Origin of the sequence: Kosakonia sp. (assembly GCF_032104925.1) — a bacterium.
Lineage (GTDB): Bacteria > Pseudomonadota > Gammaproteobacteria > Enterobacterales > Enterobacteriaceae > Kosakonia.
Window position 1 is genome coordinate 83467 of the sequence record NZ_DAMCGF010000012.1, and the last position, 24936, is coordinate 108402.

The window sequence follows — 24936 nt, forward strand, 5'->3', positions numbered from 1 at the left end:
CAGATTTTGCGGGCTTTGTGGTGAGGGGATTCTGGAAATGCTGAAAAAGAAGAGATAATCAATGGATTGCTGTGGATAACACGATCTTTATCCATAAAAAAACCCGGTTCGCACCGGGTTTTTTCGCCAATCGTTCTGCCGAAGCAGAAACCAATTAACGTTTGGAGAACTGCGGACGACGACGTGCTTTGCGCAGACCGACTTTTTTACGCTCAACCTGACGCGCGTCACGAGTGACGAAGCCAGCTTTACGCAGTTCGGAACGCAGGGACTCGTCGTACTCCATCAGAGCGCGGGTGATACCGTGACGGATCGCACCAGCCTGACCGGAGATACCACCACCTTTAACGGTGATGTACAGGTCCAATTTTTCAACCATGTCGACCAGTTCCAGCGGCTGACGAACTACCATGCGGGCAGTTTCACGACCGAAGTACTGTTCCAGCGAACGCTGGTTGATTACGATTTTACCGTTGCCCGGTTTAATAAACACGCGAGCGGCGGAGCTTTTGCGGCGACCAGTGCCGTAGTATTGATTTTCAGCCATTGCCTATAATCCCGATTAGATGTCAAGAACTTGCGGTTGCTGTGCCGCGTGGTTGTGCTCGTTGCCAGCGTAAACTTTCAGTTTACGGTACATAGCACGACCCAGCGGGCCTTTTGGCAGCATGCCTTTAACCGCGATTTCAATCACACGCTCAGGACGGCGAGCAATCATCTCTTCAAAGGTCGCTTCTTTGATACCACCGATGTGGCCGGTGTGGTGGTAATACATTTTGTCTTCACGCTTGTTGCCGGTTACAGCAACTTTTTCTGCGTTCAGAACGATGATGTAATCACCCGTATCAACGTGCGGAGTGTATTCCGCTTTATGCTTACCGCGCAGGCGACGAGCCAGTTCGGAAGCCAGACGGCCCAGAGTTTTACCGGTCGCGTCAACAACATACCAGTCGCGTTTTACGGTTTCTGGTTTAGCTGTAAAAGTTTTCATTAAAAGCTTACCCAAATAATTAGTTACACGTTGGTGAACACCCAAACGTTTAGTCAGTTGAGGTTCACACGACATTGTCCAGCAAACCTACCCCTTCGAATAGCCTATGCCGGCGCAGAGAAAGTTTCGGGAAAAAAACCTTCTTGTAACGTGGGGTCGCAGGATTATAGAGAAGTCGGGGTCAAAGATCGACCCCTTTTCGTGATTTGACGCAGGTTTTGTCGCCCTCTGGCAATAAAAGAAGGCAAGGCCGCATCAGGGCATATGTGCGCGTTTCAGATATTCTTCGCTCTGCATTTCTTGCAAGCGAGATAAACAGCGCTGGAACTCAAACTTCAGCCGCTCACCCTGATAGATGTCATGCAACGCTGCCGCGGCGCTAACCACCAGCTTCACGTGACGCTCGTAGAACTCATCCACCAGCGCGATAAACCTCCGCGCTTCGCTCTCCATCAGCGGCGTCATCACCGGCACATCAAACAACATCACCGTATGAAAGAGCCGTGAAAGCGCAATGTAGTCATGCTGGCTGCGGGCATCCACGCAGAGGGTTGAAAACGACACCGCCAGCGTCTGGTTTTCCACACCCAGCGTGGGCAATGGCCGATGATTAATCTCCAGTTCCGGCGCGTTTTGTCGTGCCGCACCCGCCAACGCCAGCCACAATTTGTCCATCTGCTGAGCGGTACTGGCATCTAACGGCGTTAACCACAGGTGCGCCTGCGTTAGTGTACGCAGCCGGTAGTCCACACCCGCGTCGACATTCATGACGTCGCAAAACTGCTTAATAGCGTCAATCGCAGGTAAAAACCGCGCCCGCTGCAAACCGTTACGGTACAGTTCATCCGGCGGAATGTTCGATGTCGCCACCAGCGTGATACCACGTGCGAACAGCGCTTTCATCAGCCCGCCAAGCAGCATGGCGTCCGTGATATCCGAGACAAAAAACTCGTCAAAGCACAGCACATCGGTTTCGGCTTTAAAGCGGTCGGCCACGATTTCCAGCGGATCGCTTTGCCCCTGTAGCGAGGTCAGTTCTTCATGGACGCGCAGCATAAAGCGGTGAAAGTGCAGACGCTGTTTACGCTCGCCGGGCAGACTTTGATAGAACATGTCCATCAGCCAGGTTTTTCCCCGCCCGACGCCGCCCCACATATAGAGACCACGTACAGGTGCGGCTTCTTTGGGCTCACGTTTGCCGAGCAGCTTGCTAAATTTCGCCATCAAGCCACCACGTTGCGGCGCGGCGGGTTCGCTGCGGTTAATTAATGCCTGGTAAATGACATCCAGCCGTGAGACGGCTTCTTTTTGCACATCATCCGGTTGATGGCTACCCTCGTTCAGGGCATTTAAATATCGCGATGTTGGGGAAAGGCTCTGCATGGTGTTGTTGTTATTCCTTGAAAATCGATCCGCCCCCACAGGGTTGACGAAAAAAAGGCCGTTCTACACTACGCGATGCTGCGTCAGGATTCCACTTCTGCACGATTAGCGGTTATAGTGGCACAATCAGGCGCAGGCAGGAGCTTGCAGCCCACACCCTACGGAATCAAAAAACAACGGGAGAAGTTCATGACCTGGGAATATGCGCTAATTGGGTTGGTTGTCGGCATTATTATTGGTGCCGTGGGTATGCGTTTCGGAAACCGCAAATTGCGCCAACAGCAGGCCTTGCAGTATGAGCTGGAAAAAAACAAAGCGGAACTCGAAGAGTATCGCGAAGAGCTGGTAAGCCATTTTGCCCGCAGCGCTGAACTGCTGGATAACATGGCGCACGACTACCGCCAGCTTTATCAGCATATGGCGAAAAGTTCGTCCAGCCTGCTGCCGGAAATGTCTGCGGAAGAGAACCCGTTCCGCAACCGTCTGGCTGAATCTGAAGCCAGCAACGATCAGGCACCGGTGCAGATCCCGCGTGACTATTCTGAAGGTGCTTCCGGCCTGCTGCGCGGCGGCGCCAGCCGTAAGTAATCGAACACATCATAAATATTTACGGGCGCGCTCCTTGCGCCCGTCCCTTCTTGCGCATCGCAGCTATTATTTAGTCATTCACCTCATTGTTACCCGGTTGAAATTTCAATAACATCAAACTGTTTTGGGGCGTCATTCCTTCCACTTCAGGTTACGAGAGCCAGCATCAATGAAGAAACAAACCCAGCTGTTGAGTGCATTTGCGTTAAGTGTCGGGTTAACTCTCTCGGCACCCTTTCAGACTCTTGCGGCAATGCCGTCACAAGTCCCTGGTCAGGGAGCGTTACCCAGCCTCGCGCCGGTGCTGGAAAAGGTTCTGCCAGCGGTTGTTAGCGTGCAGGTAGAAGGCACGGCGGTACAAGGTCAGAAGGTCCCTGAAGAGCTGAAAAAATATTTCGGCGAAGAGATGCCGGATCAACCCCAGCAGCAGCCTCAGCCGTTTGAAGGTCTCGGCTCCGGGGTGATTATCGACGCCGCTAAAGGTTACGTGCTGACAAATAACCACGTGATTAACCAGGCACAAAAAATCAATGTGCAGTTGAATGACGGACGCGAATTCGAAGCCAAATTGATTGGCGGGGACGACCAGAGCGACATCGCGCTGCTGCAATTACAAAATGCGAGCAATCTGACGCAAATTGCCATCGCCGATTCCGATCAACTGCGCGTTGGCGACTTCGTTATTGCCGTCGGCAACCCCTTCGGCCTGGGGCAAACCGCCACGTCCGGGATTGTTTCTGCGCTCGGTCGCAGCGGCCTGAACCTTGAAGGGCTGGAAAACTTTATCCAGACCGATGCTTCCATTAACCGTGGCAACTCCGGCGGCGCGCTGCTCAACCTGAACGGCGAACTTATCGGCATTAACACGGCGATACTCGCACCGGGCGGCGGTAGCGTCGGCATCGGCTTCGCGATCCCAAGTAACATGGCGCAAACCCTCTCTCGCCAGTTGATTCAGTTTGGTGAAATCAAACGCGGTCTGCTGGGCATTAAAGGCACCGAAATGAGCGCGGATATCGCCAAAGCCTTTAACCTGAACGTGCAGCGCGGCGCATTTGTCAGTGAGGTGCTGCCGAATTCGGGTTCGGCGAAAGCAGGGATCAAATCGGGTGATGTGATTGTTAGCCTGAACGGTAAGCCACTGAGCAGCTTCGCTGAACTGCGTTCGCGTATTGCGACCACCGAACCAGGTGCCAAAGTGAAGTTAGGCCTGTTACGCGATGGCAAACCAATGGATGTTGAAGTGACGCTTGATAAAAGCACCTCATCTTCCGCCAGCGCCGAACTGATCTCTCCATCACTGCAAGGCGCGGAGCTGAGCGATGGCCAGTTGAAAGATGGCACCAAAGGCATCACCGTTGGTAATGTGGAAAAAGGCAGCGCCGCCGCGCAGGCTGGCCTGCATAAAGATGATGTGATCATTGGCGTTAACCGCGATCGTGTTCAGTCGATTGCTGAAATGCGCAAAGTGCTGGAAGCGAAACCTTCCGTTATGGCACTGCATATCGTGCGGGGCAACGACAGTATCTATCTGCTGCTGCGCTAAGTAATTCTGCCGCCGGACATCACCGCCTGCGTGTGATGTCCGGATAACTCATGTTATGCTGCTGCCGTTCTCCTTTTAATGACTATCCCATCATGTATGTGAAGCTTTTACGTTCCGTGGCAATCGGTTTGGTCGTCGGTGGTCTGATCATCGCCGCCATGCCTTCGCTGCGTAAAAATATTCCGCTCGCGACGCCGCAAATCGACAGCGCCGATGAAACGCCTGCCAGCTATAACCCGGCAGTTCGTCGCGCAGCACCTGCGGTCGTGAACGTCTATAACCGTAGCCTGAATAGCTCCACCCATGATCGCCTCGAAATACGTACGCTCGGTTCCGGCGTCATCATGGATCAACGCGGCTATATCATCACCAACAAACATGTGATCAACGATGCGGACCAAATCATTGTCGCGCTGCAGGATGGTCGGGTGTTTGAGGCGTTACTGGTGGGCTCGGATACGTTGACTGATCTTGCAGTATTGAAGATTAATGCGAACGGCGGCTTGCCGGTGATCCCCATCAACACAAAGCGCACACCGCATATCGGCGATGTGGTGCTGGCGATCGGCAACCCGTATAACCTTGGTCAAACGACGACCCAGGGGATTATCAGTGCCACAGGTCGTATTGGTTTGAATCCCAGCGGGCGGCAAAACTTTTTGCAGACCGATGCTTCCATTAACCACGGTAACTCCGGCGGCGCGCTGGTGAATTCGCTGGGCGAACTGATGGGTATCAACACCCTGTCGTTTGATAAAAGTAATGACGGCGAAACGCCGGAAGGTATCGGATTCGCCATTCCCTTCCAGCTGGCGACCAAAATCATGGATAAGTTGATCCGTGATGGCCGCGTGATCCGTGGTTATATTGGCATTGGCGGCCGGGAGATCGCGCCGTTGCATACTCAGGGCGGCGGTATCGATCCGATCCAGGGGATTGTCGTTAACGAAGTCTCGCCGGATGGCCCGGCGGCACGCGCGGGGATTCAGGTCAATGATGTGATCACCTCGGTGAACGGAAAACCGGCTGTTTCCGCCCTCGAAACCATGGATCAAGTGGCGGAAATCCGGCCAGGGTCTGAAATTCCGGTCGAGGTCATGCGCGACGACAAGAAACTCACCTTCAAGGTCACGATTCAGGAATACCCGGCGACCAACTGAGCGCCATAAAAAAACCGGAGCAACAGGCTCCGGTTTTTTCTTCCTGCACGTGCAGGACAACAAGGCTTAACGATTGACGAAATCGACACCAAGCTGAATATCTTTTTTCAGCGTATCCAGCATGCCTTCCAGCGACTGCTGTTCAAACGCGCTGAGCTTACCGATAGCGTGACGCTCCTCGATACCGTTTTTGCCCAGCAGCAGCGGCTGCGAGAAGAAACGCGCGTATTCGCCGTCACCTTCCACATAAGCGCACTCAACAACGCCTTGCTCACCCTGCAGCGCGCGCACCAGCGACAAACCAAAACGTGCGGCGGCCTGGCCCATGGAAAGCGTTGCTGAACCGCCACCCGCTTTCGCCTCGACCACTTCGGTACCGGCGTTCTGAATGCGTTTTGTCAGATCGGCCACTTCCTGTTCGCTAAAGCTTACGCCCGGGATTTGCGACAGCAGCGGAAGGATTGTTACACCAGAGTGACCACCGATAACCGGGACTTCGATATCTGTTGGCTGTTTGCCTTTCAACTCTGCCACGAAGGTGTTGGAACGGATGATGTCCAGCGTGGTAACGCCAAACAGCTTGTTCTTATCGTAAACACCGGCTTTTTTCAGCACTTCAGCGGCAATCGCGACTGTCGTGTTTACCGGGTTAGTGATGATGCCAATACAGGCTTTCGGCGCGGTTTTCGCCACCTGAGCGACCAGGTTTTTCACGATACCGGCGTTGACGTTAAACAGGTCGGAGCGATCCATACCCGGTTTACGCGCCACACCCGCGGAAATCAGCACCACATCGGCGCCTTCCAGCGCAGGCGTCGCATCATCGCCGGAGAAGCCTTTAATGGTTACAGCGGTAGGAATATGGCTGAGGTCAACGGCAACCCCAGGGGTTACAGGTGCAATATCATACAGGGAGAGTTCTGAACCTGAAGGCAGTTGTGTTTTCAGTAGTAGGGCGAGCGCTTGACCGATACCGCCGGCCGCGCCGAGGACTGCGACTTTCATCCTAAACTCCTTATTATGGTTAGCTAAATATTTTGTTACTCCGTTGCGGCGACCTTAATCCACCCTGGTAATTATGACAGTAAACGCGCCAAAATAGTGCGGCACAGCCCACTGTTAAGATCTTATATAAGGATGGATATGACCGTCAGATCGGCAAGCTAAGCAACTAACACTCAGAGTCTATAATATAGCTGCGATATTCACCAAAATAACATCAACTTTATAACATTTAATTTACTTTTTAATCTTATTTGCGACGTAAGACACATGTGGCTGTGCTTCATCACAGGATTTGATAAACTTCGCGCCTTCTCAGCAGTTTTCAGAAATTCCCTCGCGAGAATATTTGCATAAAAATTCATCAATATGCATAATAATGTTGTTTTCACGGCCATATTACGGGTGACTTATGCGAAGCTCGGCAAAACAAGAAGAATTAGTTAAAGCGTTTAAGGCGCTTCTTAAAGAAGAGAAATTCAGTTCTCAGGGAGAAATTGTTCAGGCTCTGCAAGAAGAGGGCTTCGACAATATCAATCAGTCTAAAGTCTCTCGCATGCTGACCAAATTCGGCGCGGTGCGCACGCGCAACGCGAAAATGGAAATGGTCTACTGCCTGCCAATCGAACTGGGTGTTCCCACGACCTCCAGCCCGCTGAAAAACCTGGTGCTGGATATCGATTACAACGATGCCGTCGTGGTGATCCACACCAGCCCTGGCGCTGCGCAGCTGATTGCGCGTCTGCTGGACTCTCTGGGTAAAGCGGAAGGCATCCTTGGTACCATCGCCGGGGATGACACTATTTTCACCACACCAGCCAAAGGCTTCACGGTGAAAGATCTCTACGAAGCGATTCTGGTACTGTTCGAACAAGAACTGTAATTAACATCTCTCCCCCGGCTTCGCTCGCGGGGGAATGTTCGGCTTTTCGCTCCACAATTCGACTTTTCACCTACCGCTAACTTAGCAGTTAGTGCGATTTATGGTTTCACTTCCCTTTCCCAGCGTATACCACCGCACAAAAAATCAAATTCATCTATCCATATGATTTTCTTAACTATCGCTAACTAAATGCTTACCTGAATGCTGTTTTTTATGCTTTTAAGTAATATAAAACCACAAATCATATTCCCATTAATCATAGTTATAATTAGCTTGGTATTAATTATTCGCGTGACTAGTGTATACTTGATTTTGTGATGAGGGTCACGAAACGAGGCCCTCCGAAAAATTTAAAGAAAAGAATACGACGAGGTAAGAGACATGAATATCAAATCAACCGTTGCAACACTGAGTATCCTTTCAGCCCTGTCATTTGGCGCTTTCGCGGCGGATTCCATCAACGCGGAACAGGCGCAATCTCGCCAGTCGCTGGGTACTGTTTCTATCGGTTCTGTTACCGCATCACCGATGGACATGAACGCGCAACTGAGCAAAAAAGCGGAAGAACAAGGTGCGTCAGCTTACCGCATTATTGAAGCACGTAGCGGCGACCAGTGGCACGCAACCGCAGAGCTGTACAAATAAGTTTTACCGATAACCCTATGTATTCGTCCCTCAACGGCACCAGGCACAAAAATAGCAGTTCAATCCTTCTCGCCGTTGAGCCTCTCTAAAGGAGACAGACAATGAAACGTAATCTCATCATCGCATCCCTTGGCCTTGCATCCCTGATCTCTTTCGGCGCGAGCGCCGCAACGCTTGTTAACAGCGATCAAGCCAGCAACCTGCAATCTATCGGCAGTGTTTCTATTTCCCAAAGAGCGGGCGTCCCGATGGACATTCGCCAGGAGCTCTCTGCTAAAGCCGATCAGGCTGGCGCGAGCAGCTACCGTATTATTGAAGCACGTACGGGGGATAGCACCCACGTTACGGCTGAACTGTATAAATAAACCCTCGTCGTCTTGTCCGACGACTTGCCCCTGCCTGTCAGGGGCTTTTTTTTGCCTTCGCTCAACGCACATTAAACCGCAGCTCGCCTTCCAGCTCCTCTTCCGCTTCATCAAATAGCAGGATCAATGCCCCAAAACGGCGGCGCTGTTTTTCCGGCAGATGAATAAATTCAATTTCCAGCGGCAAAGGCAGCGCGCCATCCATCATTGTGTCCCACAGGGAATCCAGATCGTGAACTTTCTCGCGCTCAATAGCGAACTGGCGGCTAAACTCGCGGTAGAAAGCACTTTGATCGTCAATATGTTTAAAATCGAAAGTGTAGATATTCATTTTCCGCCATCAGCCCAACAGGGCGGCAGACGCCGCCCGCATGATTACAATCCCCCAAGGTGCAGAGTTTTCACTTCCAGAAACTCTTCCAGCCCCAGCACAGAACCTTCCCGGCCAAGACCGGACTCTTTCACCCCGCCAAACGGCCCCAGCTCCGTTGATACCGCGCACTCGTTAATGCCGATCATGCCGCTTTCGATCGCCTGCGAAACGCGGAATACCCGCTGCAGGTTCTGCGTATAGAAATAGGCGGCCAGACCAAACGGTGTTGCGTTGGCGCGCTGCACCACCTCCTCTTCGCTGGTGAAACGGAAACAGGCAGCTACCGGACCAAACGTCTCTTCCTGCGCCAGTTTCATGCCATCGCTGCAATCACCCAACACCGTTGGCTGCCAGAAGTTTCCGCCAAGGCTGTGCGGTTTACCGCCAGCCAATACTTTCGCCCCTTTGGCGACGGCATCGTCGACATGCTCGCGCACTTTATCCACCGCAGCGCGTTCAATCAGCGGTCCGACAACCACCCCTTCATCCAGACCATTCCCAACTTTTAATGCATTAACTGCCTCTGTCAGTTTTTGCGTAAAGGTGTCGTAAACAGATTCATGGATATAGAAGCGGTTAACGCTGACGCACACCTGCCCCGCATTACGGAATTTATTGGCGATAGCACCCTGCACCGCAGCGTCAATGTCAGCATCCTCAAACACGATATAAGGCGCATTCCCTCCCAGCTCCATCGACACTTTTTTCATGGTTTCAGCCGCGTTGCGCACCAGCGTTTTCCCCACCGCCGTCGAGCCGGTGAACGAGATTTTGCGCACGTCTTGGCTGGCCATAATGGCATCGCTGATTTCAGACGTGTTCCCGGCAACGGCATTCAGCACGCCATCCGGCACACCGGCTTTTTTCGCCAGCGCCAGCAATGCAAATGCGCTAAGCGGCGTGTTATTCGCCGGTTTGATAACGCCGGTACAGCCTGCCGCCAGCGCGGGCCCCAGTTTGCGGGTCAACATCGCCATCGGGAAATTCCACGGTGTAATCGCGGCCACCACGCCAATCGGTTCTCGCGTCGCCAGAATGCGTGAGCCTGGTTTAATGGGCGGGATAATTTCACCGTTTGCGCGTTTCGCCTGCTCAGCAAACCACTGAATAAAGCTGGCGGCATAGTCGACTTCACCTTCCGCTTCTTTCAATGGTTTGCCCTGCTCAGTGGTCATCAATCTGCCCAGCCAGCTTTTGTTTTCAATGATCAATTCATACCAGCGGTACAAAATGGTCGAACGCTCTTTCGCGGTTTTCGCCCGCCATGCGGGAAAAGCGCGCGTTGCGGCGGCAATGGCTTCTTCTGTCTCTTTCTTACCTGCTTTGGCAACTTTCGCGATAGTTTCACCCGTAGCCGGATTCAGAACGTCAAAGGTGGTGTCCAGCGTTTTCCAGACCCCATCAACCAGATAGCCGGTCTGAAAAAGCGCGTTGTCCTGCAGTGACTGCGTTGTCATTTGTCCTCCCGATCTGCGGTTTATAAAAACTTCTGGAAAGTATAGCTATAAAAAAACCGACGCTTTTGGCGTCGGTTTGGCATTAACTGCTGGTCAGTGCATGTTGATATTTGTGCAACATACCTGTTAGCCGGTGTACCGGCTCGGTAACCTGCGGCGGTGCGTTCCAGTGATGTAGCTTGTGCTGGTAGATATCCAGTTCTTCGAGCAACTGGGTGAAGTAACGGCGACGTTTCGTGTCGTTACCTGCGGATATCACTTGTGACGCCGTACGCCGTAACTGGCGATGAAAAGCCGAAAGATCATCATTAATCGGCACCGGCGCATCCCGCAGGCGCTGATGCGCAATAATCAACGTCAGCGCGAGGCGAAACTTCGCGATATCACCAGGAAATTTATTCAGCAGCAAGAAAAGCTGTTGATACAGCGCGGGCAGATGGTTCTCTTTGCGCCGCGCTGTATTGGTGGTCATTGCCGAGACAGCAGCGGAAACAAACTGGTTCAACAGCATGCGCCCGGTGCGCGCCTGGGAGTTATCCCGCACCAGCAAAAGCACGACCATCGCCAGAACCACGCCAACCAGCTGACCCAGCGCGTTATCAAGAAACTGACTGAATTTAAAGGTCATCGGATTATCGAGCACCAGAATATTAATGGTGCCCGCCAGCGTCGCCATTGAACCCAGCCGCCTTTTTTGCACTTCAATACCAATAAAGAATGCCAGTACCGCCAGGCTAATACACAGCAGCAGCATGCTTTGTTGCGTCGATGGCAGGATAACCAGGTAATAAAACGAACCAATCGGCAGCGCCCATAACATGCCGTAAATAAAGTCTTTCGCCACCATTTTTGGGTTGGGCAGACGCATCGCCAGCGACGTGACCACCGCGATCATCACCATCGAACCGCTGCCGGATGTCCAGCCGGTCCACAGCCAGAACAAGGTGCCCAGCATGCAAGAAAGCGTGGTGCGCCAGAAGTTAACCATCGCATGGTGGCGTTCGGCTGATTCGGCTTTCACCACCACTTCGCCCTGCAGAACCTCTTCTTCAACAGCGCTGATTTTCGCGTTGCCAATCACACCGCGTTTTAGCAGCAGATAGCGGGTCGCTGCACCAACCCAGCTATAAATAGTAACTGGCGTTTCCCGCTCACCGGTCCAGGCAATGACCCGGCGCATTCTTTTTAACTGCTTGTGCATCTCCTGCACGTTATCGACCGGCCCGGCAAACAGCTCGCGAAACGTGTCGGTGATAAGCTCCGGACGGGTGTTCTGAATCAGATAGGTTTCACACGCCTGGGTGATGAGCGTCAGCGACAGGGTATTGATCACTTTCAGGCGGCGGTTAGCGCGTCCCCAACGGGAAGACTCAATATTCAGATTGCTGCGCATCCCTTCAAGTGCCGTGGTACGGCGCACCAGCGCAGCCCAGGCTTTGTCCACCTCTTCGCTGTCACCATGTTTGATACACAACTGCATCAGTTGATAGTGCGCCAGCAGGAGGCTATCCAGCTCGCGGTCAATTTCCTGTTTGACGGAGCGCGGGGAAAAGAGCAGATCGGCAACAATCGCGCAGAGAATGCCCACCACGATTTCACTGCACCGCTCAACGGCAAATTGCGGTGCCAGCAGTGGTTCCGTCTGAATGGTGACGACAATAATTAACGCGGTATAACCCGCCAGCCCCCAGGCGTAAGAGTTTTCAACGCGCACCAGCGACGAGACCCAGGTACAAAACCCGGCCCAGACACAGCACACCATTAACATCAGAAGTGGGGTGCGGATCAGCATGATGATAATGGCCAGCCCGGCGATACAGCCGATAAAGGTGCCGACAATACGCAACATCCCCCGGTAGCGAATCGCCCCGGAATAGGGCTCGCCACCGGCGGCAAAAGCGGGTCCCGCCGCGACAATCGCCGCGGTTAACACCGCCCAGCGCGGGGTTTCAAGCTGAAAGTGAAAGCCAACAAACAGTGCCAGCACCACGGCAAAGGCCAGCTTGAAAGCAAAACGCAAATGCTGGCTGGCAATGGATAACAGCCCCATAGCGATTACCCCAGCTCACGCAGGCGATGCGCCATTTTGCGAAAGAACGAATCCTGGCTTTCATCACGATCGGATTTACCCGTCACTACCACCGTCGCGGTGGTGCCCGCCGGCCACAGGTTGCCTTGTTGTTTGTCGAGACGAATGCGCACCGGCACACGCTGCGCCAGCCGCACCCATTCAAGGTTGGAATCGACGGTCGCCATGCCTTTGCTGTCATTGCTGCTGCTGGCGTTCGTGACGCCTGCGGCGATGCTATCCACCGTCCCTTTCAATACCAGGTTGCTGCCAAGCGGGGTGATCTCCGCGCGATAACCCGGACGCACGCCTTCCAGCTTGGTCTCTTCCATGTACGCCAGAACGTAGAACGTGTGTTGTTTCACCAGCGCCACCGCGGTGGAACCCCGGGTAATAAATTCACCGGCATACACATTCAGGTTCGTGACCCAACCATCGGCCGGTGCTCGAATGATCGTACGCTCCAGATCCAGCTTCGCCAGATCGCGTGCCGCCTGGGCTTTGGCCAGCTGATGCAGCACGGTTTGCAGGGTGTTATTGGCCTGGTCGATCTCTTCGCGCGACATGGCCTGTACGCCTAACTGATTACGCCGCCCGGCTTCCCGGCGTTTTTCCGCCACCAGCGCTTCGTAGTAAGCGACATCGGCTTCATCTTCCGCCAGCGCTTTTTGGTAACGCGGTTGATCGATGGTGAACAACACCTGGCCCTCTTTCACCAGTTGGTTGTCATGCACATTGACGGCGGTGACAAGCCCAGTGACATCCGGCGCGATAGCGACGACGTCGGCACTAAATCGCGCGTCGCGTGTCCAGGGCGATTCGGTGTAATAAACCCAGGCGCGGAAAATCGCGATGAACGCCAGGATCACCAGCACCATAGTGATAGCGGTGCGAGAGATATTTCTTGTTAGTGTTTTCACTTCTACCTCAAACAAACAGGCGCGACAGCAGGTAAAAAAGGCAGCAATACAGCGCAGTGTTAAACAGCGCCGGGTGCCAGACAAAGTCATAGATCCCGGTGGGGACCAGCATCCGGCGCACCAGCCAGAAGATCGCCAGTGATAAAATTAATTCGACAAAAATCGGTGGGAACGACAAACCGAACACCACGATGACGGGAAACAGACTCATGTTGACCTTGATTAGACAGCGTGCAGGTGACAATTCGTTCTAACGTCACCGCAGGAGTAAGGGCAAGGAGAGCCAGGCGAGAGTGACGTGAATATTCTTAATAGATAGTATATTAACGTAACTGTTATGCTGTTATCTATATTATGTGATCTAAATCACTTTTAACTCAGAGTGAATAATGGAACGACTAAAACGCATGTCGGTGTTTGCCAAAGTGGTGGAATTAGGTTCGTTTACCGCCGCTGCCCGACAGCTACAAATGAGTGTTTCCTCCATCAGCCAGACCGTCGCCAAACTTGAAGATGAGTTGCAGGTAAAGCTGCTAAACCGCAGCACGCGCAGTCTGGGCCTCACCGAGGCGGGGAAGATTTACTATCAGGGTTGCCGCCGGATGCTGCATGAAGTGCAGGATGTTCACGAGCAGCTTTACGCCTTTAACAACACACCCATCGGTACGCTGCGTATCGGCAGTTCTTCAACCATGGCGCAAAATGTGCTGGCAAAAATGACCGCCGACATGCTCAAAGAGCATCCGGGTTTGTCGGTAAATCTCGTCACGGGTATCCCGGCGCCGGATCTTATCGCTGACGGTCTGGATCTGGTGATCCGCGTCGGCGCATTGCAGGATTCCAGCCTCTTCTCCCGCCGCCTTGGGGCGATGCCAATGGTGGTTTGCGCGGCAAAAAGTTACCTCGCCCAGTACGGCATTCCTGAAAAGCCAGCGGATATGGTTAACCACTCATGGCTGGAATACAGCGTGCGTCCGGATAACGAATTTGAGCTGGTGGCACCAGAAGGGATCGCCACGCGATTAATCCCACAAGGGCGTTTTGTCACTAACGATCCGATGACGCTCACGCGCTGGCTGACGGCAGGCGCCGGGATCGCATTCGTGCCGTTAATGTGGGTGATCGACGAGATCAACAGCGGTCAACTTGAGATCCTGCTGCCGCGCTACCAGTCGGATCCGCGCCCGGTTTATGCGCTCTATACCGAAAAAGATAAGCTGCCGCTAAAAGTGCAGGTGTGTATTAACTATCTGACGGATTACTTTATTGAAGTGGCGAAGGTGTATCAGGGAATGCAGGGACGCAGCGTGTGAGAGAGTCACCCTCTTCGTGCGAAGAGGGTGAGAAGAGCGTTAAGCCGTACCGCCGACGGTCAGGTTATCGACTTTCAGCGTCGGTTGGCCCACCCCCACTGGCAGGCTCTGCCCCTCTTTGCCGCAGACGCCAACGCCATTATCCAGCTTCAGATCGTTACCCACCATGGAGATCTGCTGCATCGCTTCGATACCGGAGCCAATCAGCGTTGCGCCTTTCACCGCTTTGGTGACCTTACCTTTTTCAATCAGGTACGCCTCAGAAGTGGAGAAGACGAATTTACCGGAAGTGATATCGACCTGGCCGCCGCCAAAATTCGGGGCGTAGATACCGTAGTCGACAGATTCGATAATCTCCTGCGGCGTTGATTTGCCCGCCAGCATATAGGTGTTGGTCATACGCGGCATCGGCAGATGCGCGTAAGATTCACGACGCCCGTTACCGGTCGGCTTGACGCCCATCAGACGCGCGTTCAGTTTGTCCTGCATATAGCCTTTCAACACGCCGTTTTCGATAAGCACGTTGTACTGGCCCGGCGTTCCTTCATCATCAATCGCCACAGAACCGCGACGATCGGCGATGGTGCCGTCGTCCACAACGGTACACAGTTCTGAAGCCACCAGTTGCCCCATCTGGCCGCTAAATACCGATGTTCCACGGCGGTTGAAGTCGCCTTCCAGCCCGTGTCCAACCGCTTCGTGCAGCAATACGCCCGGCCAGCCCGCGCCAAGCACCACCGGCAGCGTGCCCGCAGGCGCGGCAACGGCAGAAAGATTTACCAGCGCCATACGCACGGCTTCTTTCGCCCACGCATCCGCACGAACGTCGCCATCCACATCCTGCAAGAACCAGTCATAACCAAAACGACCGCCGCCGCCGCTGGAGCCGCGCTCGCGTTTGCCGTCGTCTTCAACCTGCACGCTCACAGAAAGCCGCACCAGCGGGCGAACGTCCGCCGCCAGCGTACCATCGGTCGCCGCCACCAGAATGAGTTCGTAAACGCCAGTCAGGCTGGCGGTCACTTCCTGCACGCGTTTATCCGCCGCGCGCGCTGTTTTATCCACGCGACGCAGAATATCGAGCTTCTCTTCCCGGCTCATGCTTTGCAGCGGATCGATGCTGGTATAAAGGCTTTGATGCTCAACCGCGCCCAGCGTTTTCACTTTGCCATCGCCCTCTTCCCGCACGATGGTACGCGCAGCCTGCGCGCTCTGTTCCAGCGCCAGCAGGCTGATTTGGTCTGCATAAGCAAAACCGGTTTTCTCACCGCTGACGGCGCGCACGCCCACGCCCTGGTCGATATTGTAAGAACCATCTTTAATGATGCTGTCTTCTAAAACCCAGGATTCGTGATAGCTCGACTGGAAATAGAGATCGCCGTAATCAAGACGACGCGCGGTCAGTTGACCGAGGATAGCAAACAGATCCTGATGGCTCAGGCCGTTCGCTGCCAGAAGTTGTTCACTTACCAGATTAAGACTCATCATTTTTTCTCGTCGTTGCCGCCACTGCGGGCAATAAAAAGTGCGATATAAGGAGCTTGAGGCAATTCGCCGATGCCGTCAAATCATTGCTTTTTGTCCGTACGCGGCTGGCGCAGGACTTCGTTGATTTGCGGCTGATCGACCGGGCCGGTAATGCGGTAGCGCAGAATCGAGACTTTGTTCCACAGAGGCCCCAGCACTTTGCTGGCGGCAAACACCGCCGCACCGACAATCGGGTTAACGGCAAAGGCCGCCGCCACACCGACAGTCGCGGAAATTTCTGGCGCAACCACCGCTTCCATATCCAGCTCGCGGCGCACCAAATTCACCGAGCCTTTCATGGCGATATCCGCTTCCAGACCGTCCACCAGCGTATCGTCGGTATGCAGCACACCGTCTTTGATCCACGCCGTGCTGCGAATGGAATCAAACCAGAACCCCTCACTGCTGAAGGTATCGCTGAAATCAAAACGCAATTTACGCCACAGCGAGTCGACGCTGAACAGGCGCAGCAACTGCCCGGCATGGCCGGTGCTGATATCGGTAATTTTGCCTTTGCCAAGACGCGTACGCAGGATGCCATTGAGCGACTCCTCCTGCGGTTGCCACGGAGTGCTGCGCCAGTGCAGGTCATAATTAATATCAAACGACGAATCACGCACCGGTGTCGGTATGCCAAAGAAGCCCATCGCAGAATCAATTTTCTCGCCGCGCAGCACGCCTTTCAGTGAAGTACGCTCCGCGCCTTCACGGTTGACCCATTCACCGTCGGCGGTGAGCCGCGCAGTGCCGCTGTCCACCAGGCCGTTCGCCAGCGTCAGCGTATCGCCCTGAATGGCGAAATCGCCATCGATGCGACCATATTTTTGCCCCCACAGCCAGCACTCTGCGCAACGCAGTTGCAAATCCGGCCAGCCGGTAAAATCGATCCGTGTCTGACCGCGCAACAGCGTTGAAGGCGAAGAGATGTCATCATCATTCGGTGCCGTGTTCGACGGGTTGTAGTAGAGGTAGCGGATCGCGGCCTGCCACGGCGCATTATCATGGATCGTCAATGTACCGCTGATTTCGCGCCCCTGCGCTTCAATGGTCGAACCCGAATCTTGCGGCTGCGAAACAATGCTGAGGTTATTCCACTGCTGCCCTCCCAGCGTCAGGGCTGGCGTACGCAGCGTAATGCTCTGCGGGAAGGTGGTTGCACTGCTGACATTATTTGCCACGCCCTGCCTGAACAGACCCAGCCACTGCGCGCCGTTCATTGCTGGCAAGTTGAGTTCAAGCCCGGCCTGATCCGGCAGCGGTGGCAACGTACGGCTGTCCGAGGTCCAGATCCCGCGATCGAGCGTCAGCTTATTATTCAGCAACCAGCGGCTGTTAAAATGGTTGTTACCACCGGCATTACCGGTTAAATCGAAACTGTGCAGGTTCCCTTCTACCTTCACCTTCAGCGGCAACGCTTTGCCTGCGGGTTTATCCAGCGGCGGCGGTAACGTGCTGGCAAGGTTGCCCAGATCGCCGTCAATATTGACCTTGTAAGTAGTGCCGCCACGGTGCGGCAACTCTACGCCGACATCGCCTTTCCATGCGATGCTGCCGCGCAGCGCATCATTAAGTTGTGGGGGTAAAACGCCGGTTTTTGCCGGTTGCCAGTTTCCGTTGAGATTCACCGCCACCTGATAGGCTTTATCCCCTTCGGTGGTGGAAAAATCGAGGTTCACCGGTTGGTTAAACCAGGTTGCCTGTAATGGTTCGCTTTTCAGCGTACCGTTCTCGAAACTGAATTTGCCGCTGAGGTTCTTCAGTGTGCTGTTAAGTGGCTTGATAAACAGGCTGTTGTTGTTCAGCGCCACGTCACCTTTGGCGACGGTCTGCTCCCCGTCCAGCGGGATATCAAGATGTAAGCGAGCGCTTACATCACCATCGATTTGCAGCTCATCCAGCGCACTACCCAGCGTATCGTGCAGCGGCGTCTCTTTGAAATAGGGCCCAACGGCTTTGCCCGGCCCGTTAATGTCGGCATCAATCAACAGCTTCTCTTTGACGTAATCCGGGATGTTGGCAGTCAGGTTGCTGGCCGTTACACCACCCAGCGCCACTTGACTACTTTTCATCCACAAGCCGTCGTTGAGGAAGTCGAGATCGATATCAAGGTTTTGCAGCGCCGGCCAGTCAGGCTGGAAAGCAAAAGTCGCGTTGCGCAGCGGCACCGCAACTTCAAACTGGCCTTCATTGTGCTTAAACGGGAAGAGCTTAGGATTACCGCCAAACAGCAGCGTGGCATCTTGCGTCTGCCCGCCTTTGATCGACGAGCTCAGATACGCTACCAGCTCTTTACCCATCAAATTTTCCGGGAAGTAGCGCCAGGCTTGCCCGGCATCTGTCACATTGATGCCGGCCAGGATACCTAACCAGGGCTCATCACCTTGTAGGTGGAGATAGCGGAAATCACCGCGTGCGCGCAGGGCATTAGCCTGAACGTCGATATTGCGCCCATCCAACTGGAAGCCGTGTTCGTTATTGTGCCAGTTCAGCGTGGCAACGCCTTTTTCAATCTCCAGCGGTTCGGGGAATACCGTCTTATACGGCATCTTCGCCTGCGCGATATCAGCGGTTAAGCGCCCGTTTTCCATGCTGCCGGCAAGCGTTCCACTGAGGTGTTCAACACCGGGCAGCAGTTCCCACTGTTGCCAGGCAATATCCTGCCACTGCGCGTGGAAGCGCGTTTTTTCTGTCGCCTGCAAAGGGATATCCAGCGCCAACTGCTCCAGCTTGCCGCGAGGCTGCATGGTATGCCAGATGTCATACAGTTCCGGGGAGATTTTCTGCGCAATCGGCAGCAGCCCCTCTAAGCCACTGAGCTCAAGGTTACTGGCACGTACGCGCAATTCATCGCTGCGCACGCTGCTGGCACCGCCCACTTCCTGTGCCGGAACCCAGGCAAAACTCAGCGCGCCCTGCGGCCAGGGGTGATCATCAATTGCGATACGCGTTACTGGTACATCAAACTGCCAGCCCTGCAGCTGACGAGAGACATGGGCGGTAAGATTATCCACCGTCATGCGGTGCTGCGTATTATTGCCCTGCCAGCTGGCACCGCCTTTTTTCAGCCATACGTCGCCGCTTTCCACCACGCCTTTGCTTAATGTCATCCAGCCTTCAAGGCTGAAGCGCGCGGTATCCAGCGCGACCTTATCCTGCATCCATTTGGCGAGCCAGGGTTTGACATCAATGTCGTCCGCCTGCAACCACACGCGGCCATTATTCAACAGCCCGTTGTCGTCGCGTAGATCCATGCGTACCTGCATAATGCCGTGCTGACCGGTGAGGCTCGACAGGCTGACTTGCCCTTCCGCACGGTGACGATCGTTGCCGTTAAGCCAGGTAAGTTGCGGGATCGCCAGCTCAGCGCGCTGTCCGGAAAGCGTTAAGAAGCTGATGCGGCTGTCGCGCAGATCAAAGTGATCGAACTGGCGTAAAAACAGATCGCTGATGCGATCCGTGGTGATAGGTTCGCCGGTGTCATTGCGTTGTAGCGGGGTATTGCTATGCGCGACCAGCTGATAAAAGGTGAGATTGCGAAACTGCCAGCGCATGTGCAGCAGGCTTTGCCAGACATCCAGCGCCAGCGTCACACGTTTGACCGACAGCTCGCCGCCATCGGGCAGCGTCGCGTTAATATCGCGCACATCCAGTTCAGGGCCGAAATTTTCCCAGCGCGCCTGGATCTGGCTGGCCGAGACAGGAACGCCGGTTTGTGCGGTGATACGCGCCAGAATGGGCTCGCGCCAGCTATCCAGATGGGGCAGGACAAGGCGCAGCCCACTTACCAGCAGCGCCGCGATAACAATCAGCGTCGCGCCTGTAAGCAGCAATATCCCCGGCAGTCGCCTCACGCCTCTCTCCTTGTCAACCAAACCCAGACCCGCTCATGTCGCAGCACGCTGCGAATTACATCATTACTACGTCAAACTGCTCCTGATTATAGAGCGGCTCGATTTGCACTTTTACCTGCTTGCCAACGAAGATTTCCACCTCCGCCAGCGCGTGCGACTCTTCACCTTTCAGGGCTTCCGCCACCGCCGGGGAAGCGTAAACCAGGAAACGATCGGAATCATAAGCATGATGCACGCGAACGATCTCGCGCATGATTTCATAGCACACGGTTTCTACCGTTTTAACGGTGCCGCGTCCATGACAGGTGGGGCATTCATTACAGAGGACATGTTCCACGCTTTCGCGCGTGCGTTTACGCGTCATTTCGACCAGACCAAGCTGGGAGAAACCATTAATGCTGGTTTTAACCCGATCTTTGCTCAGCGCCTGCTCCAGCGAGTGCAACACGCGGCGGCGATGATCGTCATTATTCATATCGATAAAATCGATGATGATAATGCCGCCCAGATTGCGTAAGCGCAGCTGGCGGGCAATGGCCTGCGTGGCTTCAATGTTGGTGTTGAAGATGGTGTCGTCGAGATTGCGATGGCCGACAAACGCACCGGTGTTGATATCAACGGTGGTCATCGCTTCGGTTTGATCGATGATCAGATAGCCGCCCGATTTCAGTTCCACTTTGCGCTCCAGCGCGCGCTGAATTTCATTCTCCACATCGTAAAGATCGAAAATCGGCTGGCGGCCGCTGTAGTGTTCGAGCTTGCTGGTCATCTCAGGGATGTATTCCGCCGTGAACTCCAGCAGCGCTTCAAACGTCAGACGCGAATCCACACGGATACGATCCAGATGAGCGTCGGCGAAATCGCGCAGCACGCGCTGCGCCAGCGCCAGTTCACCGTACAGTTTGCAGCGGCTTTGTTGGCGCTTTTTACGCTCCATCACCTTCGTCCAGACGCGCTTGAGGTACGCCGCATCGGAGGCGAGATCCTCTTCACACACGCCTTCAGCCGCAGTACGGATAATAAAACCGCCCTGCTCATCGCAATACGCCGCAACGACCTGCTTAAGGCGTTCACGCTCGGCTTCACTCTCAATACGCTGGGAAACGCCGACATGCGAAGCGCCCGGCATAAAGACCAGGTAACGGGATGGCAGTGTGATATCCGTGGTCAGGCGCGCACCTTTAGTACCCAGCGGATCTTTTACCACCTGCACCATTAAGTCCTGCCCCTGGCGGACCAGTTCGGAGATGTCGCGCACGGTGAAGTTTTTCTGCTCTTCCCCGGCAACGCATTCGGTGTGCGGCATAATGTCGGAGGCGTGCAGGAACGCCGCCTTTTCCAGACCAATATCTACAAAAGCCGCCTGCATGCCCGGCAGAACCCGGCTGACCCGACCTTTGTAGATATTGCCTACTATCCCGCGCCGTGCTTCGCGCTCGATGTGAATTTCCTGCAGGATGCCGCCGTCAATATAAGCGACGCGTGTTTCCGATGGAGTAACGTTGACCAACAATTCAGCCGTCATGATTATCTTTTCCCTCGCGCAGTGCGTTAAAATTGCTCAGCAATTCCCAGGTTTCCACCAGCGGTAAACCCACAACGGCATGATAACTACCGTTTATTTTTCTCACGAAACAGCCACCCAGCCCCTGAATGCCATAAGCACCGGCTTTATCCAGCGGTTCCCCGCTGGCGACGTAATCGGCGATATCCTTTTCCGATAACACTCTGAAAGTCACTTCTGTTTCCACCAGACAATCGAGCACATGCTGGCTATCTGCCAACGCAACCGCCGTCATCACCTGATGTGTTTGCCCGGAAAGCTGGCGCAACATACTGGCAGCATGCGAGGAGTCTTTTGGTTTTTCAAGCACTTCACCATTAAATATGACGATTGTGTCCGCGCCCAGCACTGGCAGATCGCTTGTGGCCATCGCCACACCGGCCTGCGCTTTTTCGCGCGCGAGGCGTAACACATACTGGCGGGCGCTCTCCTGCGCCTGACGCTGTTCCTCAATACCCGGAACAATACGCGTGAAAGTGACGCCCAGTTGGGTGAGCAACTCCTGGCGACGAGGAGAACCGGAAGCAAGCCAGATATCAGTCATAAACGCCTTATTGCACCGCAAACTGTTGGCGGATCTTACGCATTAACAGGAAGAGCCACGGCCAGAGCACGCCATTGACCAGGCTGCTCCAGAAAATTTCTGGTTTAAACGACACATTAATAACCAGAAACTCCGCCCAGAAGACAATAACTTCTGTCGCCAGCGACAACAGCATCACCACCAGCGCCTGTTGCCAGAGCGCCAGATTACGGAACAACTGGAATTTCAGTGCGACCAGATAGGCGACAATACTTAACGAAAGCGCGCGTACACCGAGGGTGGATCCGCTAATCAGATCCAGTATGGCACCCATCGCGAAACCCGTGCCAACATTTACGCGGTGCGGCAGCGCGAGGATCCAGTAAAGCAAAATGAGCAATACCCAGTTTGGCCGGTAGACAATGATGTCATCCGGCCAGGGCATGATTTGAAGCAACAGTGCAATTAAAAACGAGAGCCAGATAACCCAGCGCCCCTGGCTACGGTAACTTGCCACTATTGCCCTCCCGGAGAGACTTGCGGCGGCGGCTGCGTAATGCCAGTCGCCGGAGCGGGCATTGGCGCAGGCGGACCCATCGCATCAGGAGAAGGAAGTACCTGCGGCATCATCTGCAGCAGACGTTCGTTCGCCACACGATGCACATCTTCCGGTGTTCTTGGGTTAGTACCGTTACGATCCGCGCCCCACAGCAACAACAGATAACGCAAACGTTGCAGACCTGCGGTTGGCCGCGCCTGAATCACGGTATAAGCACGCTGGGTATCCAGCTTAACCGACGAGACCACCGCAACCGGATACCCTTCCGGGAAACGCCCGCCCAGACCTGATGTCACCAGCACATCGCCAACACGAATATCCGTATTCGCCGGTAAATGTTCGAGTTGCAGATCGTCTGTGCAGCCGTTACCGGCGGCAATCACGCGGATATCGTTACGCAGCACCTGAATCGGCAGCGCATGAGTGGCATCGCAAATCAACAGGACGCGGCTGGTCAGTTTCGCTACCGCCACTACCTGGCCGACAACGCCTTTATCGCTGATCACCGGCTGGCCTTCGTACACCCCGTTCGCACTACCTTTGTCGATAACCACCTGGTCGCTGTAAGGATCGTTAACCGTCGAGATCACCTGGGTCACCATTTTCTGCTCATCCTGACGCAGCGGAGAGCCCAGCAGTTCACGCAGGCGCGCGTTCTCCTGCTTGTACTGCCCTAACATCAGCAATTCACTGTTTTTTAGCAGCAGTTCCTGACGTAATGCCCGGTTTTCAAGCTCAAGCTGGTCGCGCGAGGCCAACGTCTGGGAAACGTTATCTAATAATTCGCGGGGACCATTGGAAATAAAATAGAAAGGACTGACGGCAGTATCCATGTACGTTCTGATTTGACTGAACGTACCGAGGCGGCTGTCGGCAATAATGACTCCGAGCGCCACCACAACCGCCAGGAAAAGGCGAATCTGCAGTGACGGGCCACGGCTAAAAATTGGCTTCATAGGCTTTGCGTATTCTCAGGCCAGACAGATGCGAAGCGACTATCCGCTTCGCATCTGACGCGGACTATTCTTCGCTGAACAAGTCGCCGCCGTGCATGTCGATCATTTCCAGCGCCTTGCCGCCGCCGCGCGCTACGCAAGTCAGTGGATCTTCTGCAACTACAACTGGAATACCCGTTTCTTCCATCAACAGGCGGTCAAGGTTGCGCAGCAGCGCGCCACCACCGGTCAATACCATACCGCGCTCAGAGATATCAGAAGCCAGTTCCGGCGGGCACTGTTCCAGCGCAACCATCACTGCACTCACGATGCCGGTCAGCGGTTCCTGCAGCGCTTCCAGAATTTCGTTGGAATTCAGCGTGAAGCCACGCGGAACACCTTCAGCCAGGTTACGGCCACGCACTTCGATTTCACGCACTTCATCGCCCGGGTAAGCAGAGCCAATTTCGTGTTTGATACGTTCTGCGGTCGCTTCACCAATCAGGGAGCCGTAGTTACGACGAACGTAATTAATGATCGCCTCATCGAAGCGGTCACCACCAATACGAACAGAAGAGGAGTAAACCACGCCGTTCAGGGAGATAACGGCAACTTCAGTGGTACCACCACCGATATCCACCACCATTGAACCGGTCGCTTCAGAAACCGGTAAGCCAGCGCCAATTGCGGCCGCCATCGGTTCTTCAATCAGGAACACTTCACGAGCACCAGCGCCCTGCGCGGATTCACGAATTGCGCGGCGTTCAACCTGAGTGGCGCCAACCGGCACACAAACCAGAACGCGCGGGCTCGGACGCATAAAGCTGTTGCTGTGCACTTGTTTGATAAAGTGCTGAAGCATTTTTTCGGTCACGAAGAAGTCGGCGATGACGCCGTCTTTCATCGGGCGGATGGCTGCGATATTGCCCGGCGTACGACCAAGCATCTGTTTCGCTTCATGACCGACTGCGGCCACACTTTTCGGTGAACCGGCACGATCCTGGCGAATGGCCACCACGGAAGGCTCATTCAGTACGATGCCTTGTCCTTTTACATAAATCAGGGTATTCGCGGTACCCAGGTCAATGGACAGGTCATTGGAAAACATGCCACGAAATTTTTTCAACATACTAAGGGATAATCCTGAAAGCTGGGGCGGAAACAAAATCCGCTTACTTTACCAACCACACGTAGCAGCGACAAGGCATAAGAATCATCTGCTACGGTGAAAATTAGTGCAGTTTGTTTCCTTTGTTGCAAAACGACATGATTCTGCCCGGAAG

Annotated in this window: 23 protein-coding genes; 7 read left to right on the forward strand and 16 right to left on the reverse strand. The window is 54.3% G+C overall.

The features are described 5' to 3' along the window. Positions 1-154: 154 nt before the first annotated feature. The 3 genes from rpsI to zapE form a co-directional block, all read right to left on the reverse strand. Complete coding sequence (gene rpsI, locus RT644_RS19880) at positions 155-547, reverse strand: 30S ribosomal protein S9 (RefSeq protein WP_000829818.1); 393 nt, start codon at positions 545-547, stop codon at positions 155-157. Positions 548-562: 15 nt separating this feature from the next. Further along, positions 563-991: a 50S ribosomal protein L13 gene (gene rplM / locus RT644_RS19885; protein WP_004868222.1), complete on the reverse strand. Its 429-nt coding sequence runs from the start codon at positions 989-991 to the stop codon at positions 563-565. Between the two features lie 255 nt (positions 992-1246). Beyond that, a complete protein-coding gene (zapE, locus tag RT644_RS19890; RefSeq protein WP_313627795.1) occupies positions 1247-2374 on the reverse strand; it encodes a cell division protein ZapE in 1128 nt (375 codons plus the stop codon). Between the two features lie 189 nt (positions 2375-2563). Between zapE and zapG the strand changes: the two genes are divergently transcribed. The 3 genes from zapG to degS all read left to right on the forward strand — a co-directional run bounded on the left by zapG (position 2564) and on the right by degS (position 5668). After that, entirely contained in the window at positions 2564-2962 is a 399-nt protein-coding gene (gene zapG, locus RT644_RS19895) for a Z-ring associated protein ZapG (protein WP_017457307.1), read from the forward strand. Positions 2963-3131: 169 nt separating this feature from the next. Further along, a complete protein-coding gene (gene degQ / locus RT644_RS19900) occupies positions 3132-4508 on the forward strand; it encodes a serine endoprotease DegQ (RefSeq protein ID WP_097405969.1) in 1377 nt (458 codons plus the stop codon). Positions 4509-4600: 92 nt separating this feature from the next. Continuing rightward, positions 4601-5668 (forward strand): outer membrane-stress sensor serine endopeptidase DegS, encoded by a 1068-nt coding sequence (gene degS, locus RT644_RS19905; protein ID WP_020455456.1) that lies wholly within the window; start codon positions 4601-4603, stop codon positions 5666-5668. Positions 5669-5734: 66 nt separating this feature from the next. Here the strand turns inward: degS and mdh are convergent, their stop codons facing one another. Continuing rightward, positions 5735-6673 (reverse strand): malate dehydrogenase, encoded by a 939-nt coding sequence (gene mdh, locus RT644_RS19910; protein WP_020455457.1) that lies wholly within the window; start codon positions 6671-6673, stop codon positions 5735-5737. Positions 6674-7082: 409 nt separating this feature from the next. Between mdh and argR the strand changes: the two genes are divergently transcribed. The 3 genes from argR (at position 7083) to yhcN (RT644_RS19925) (ending at position 8563) form a co-directional block, all read left to right on the forward strand. Then, on the forward strand, positions 7083-7553 hold the full coding sequence (gene argR, locus RT644_RS19915; RefSeq protein ID WP_017457303.1) for a transcriptional regulator ArgR: 471 nt from the start codon (positions 7083-7085) through the stop codon (positions 7551-7553). Positions 7554-7934: 381 nt separating this feature from the next. Beyond that, on the forward strand, positions 7935-8198 hold the full coding sequence (gene yhcN / locus RT644_RS19920) for a peroxide/acid stress response protein YhcN (RefSeq protein ID WP_017457302.1): 264 nt from the start codon (positions 7935-7937) through the stop codon (positions 8196-8198). A 101-nt stretch (positions 8199-8299) separates the two neighbouring features. After that, entirely contained in the window at positions 8300-8563 is a 264-nt protein-coding gene (gene yhcN, locus RT644_RS19925) for a peroxide/acid stress response protein YhcN (RefSeq protein WP_017457301.1), read from the forward strand. A gap of 61 nt (positions 8564-8624) precedes the next feature. Here yhcN (RT644_RS19925) and RT644_RS19930 read toward each other — a convergent pair whose 3' ends face one another. From RT644_RS19930 to aaeX, 5 genes are all read right to left on the reverse strand, one after another. Then, a complete protein-coding gene (locus tag RT644_RS19930) occupies positions 8625-8894 on the reverse strand; it encodes a barstar family protein (protein WP_097405968.1) in 270 nt (89 codons plus the stop codon). 44 nt (positions 8895-8938) lie between these two features. Continuing rightward, on the reverse strand, positions 8939-10393 hold the full coding sequence (locus RT644_RS19935; RefSeq protein WP_020455458.1) for an NAD-dependent succinate-semialdehyde dehydrogenase: 1455 nt from the start codon (positions 10391-10393) through the stop codon (positions 8939-8941). Between the two features lie 82 nt (positions 10394-10475). Further along, the gene (gene aaeB / locus RT644_RS19940; protein ID WP_313627797.1) at positions 10476-12443 is read right to left on the reverse strand and encodes a p-hydroxybenzoic acid efflux pump subunit AaeB; all 1968 of its coding nucleotides are present in this window, start codon (positions 12441-12443) and stop codon (positions 10476-10478) included. 5 nt (positions 12444-12448) lie between these two features. Then, positions 12449-13381, reverse strand: coding sequence for a p-hydroxybenzoic acid efflux pump subunit AaeA (gene aaeA, locus RT644_RS19945; RefSeq protein WP_045512708.1), 933 nt, complete (start codon positions 13379-13381; stop codon positions 12449-12451). Between the two features lie 7 nt (positions 13382-13388). Further along, entirely contained in the window at positions 13389-13592 is a 204-nt protein-coding gene (gene aaeX, locus RT644_RS19950) for a p-hydroxybenzoic acid efflux pump operon protein AaeX (RefSeq protein WP_020455461.1), read from the reverse strand. A 178-nt stretch (positions 13593-13770) separates the two neighbouring features. Here aaeX and aaeR point away from each other — a divergent pair, with 178 nt between their 5' ends. Then, on the forward strand, positions 13771-14694 hold the full coding sequence (aaeR, locus tag RT644_RS19955) for an HTH-type transcriptional activator AaeR (protein WP_044489502.1): 924 nt from the start codon (positions 13771-13773) through the stop codon (positions 14692-14694). A 39-nt stretch (positions 14695-14733) separates the two neighbouring features. Here aaeR and tldD read toward each other — a convergent pair whose 3' ends face one another. From tldD to mreB, 7 genes are all read right to left on the reverse strand, one after another. Then, positions 14734-16179: a metalloprotease TldD gene (gene tldD, locus RT644_RS19960; RefSeq protein ID WP_044489503.1), complete on the reverse strand. Its 1446-nt coding sequence runs from the start codon at positions 16177-16179 to the stop codon at positions 14734-14736. Positions 16180-16262: 83 nt separating this feature from the next. Then, positions 16263-20072 carry an AsmA2 domain-containing protein YhdP gene (gene yhdP, locus RT644_RS19965; RefSeq protein WP_313627800.1) on the reverse strand — a complete coding sequence of 1270 codons (3810 nt, stop codon included), beginning with the start codon at positions 20070-20072 and terminating at the stop codon, positions 16263-16265. A 55-nt stretch (positions 20073-20127) separates the two neighbouring features. Next, positions 20128-21597, reverse strand: coding sequence for a ribonuclease G (gene rng, locus RT644_RS19970; RefSeq protein ID WP_017457292.1), 1470 nt, complete (start codon positions 21595-21597; stop codon positions 20128-20130). Continuing rightward, a complete protein-coding gene (locus tag RT644_RS19975; RefSeq protein WP_020455465.1) occupies positions 21587-22180 on the reverse strand; it encodes a Maf family protein in 594 nt (197 codons plus the stop codon). The genes rng and RT644_RS19975 overlap by 11 nt, the downstream gene beginning before the upstream one ends. A gap of 7 nt (positions 22181-22187) precedes the next feature. After that, complete coding sequence (gene mreD, locus RT644_RS19980; protein WP_020455466.1) at positions 22188-22676, reverse strand: rod shape-determining protein MreD; 489 nt, start codon at positions 22674-22676, stop codon at positions 22188-22190. Further along, positions 22676-23674, reverse strand: coding sequence for a rod shape-determining protein MreC (gene mreC, locus RT644_RS19985; protein WP_017457289.1), 999 nt, complete (start codon positions 23672-23674; stop codon positions 22676-22678). The genes mreD and mreC overlap by 1 nt, the downstream gene beginning before the upstream one ends. A gap of 64 nt (positions 23675-23738) precedes the next feature. After that, positions 23739-24782: a rod shape-determining protein MreB gene (gene mreB / locus RT644_RS19990; protein ID WP_006818047.1), complete on the reverse strand. Its 1044-nt coding sequence runs from the start codon at positions 24780-24782 to the stop codon at positions 23739-23741. Positions 24783-24936: the final 154 nt, after the last annotated feature.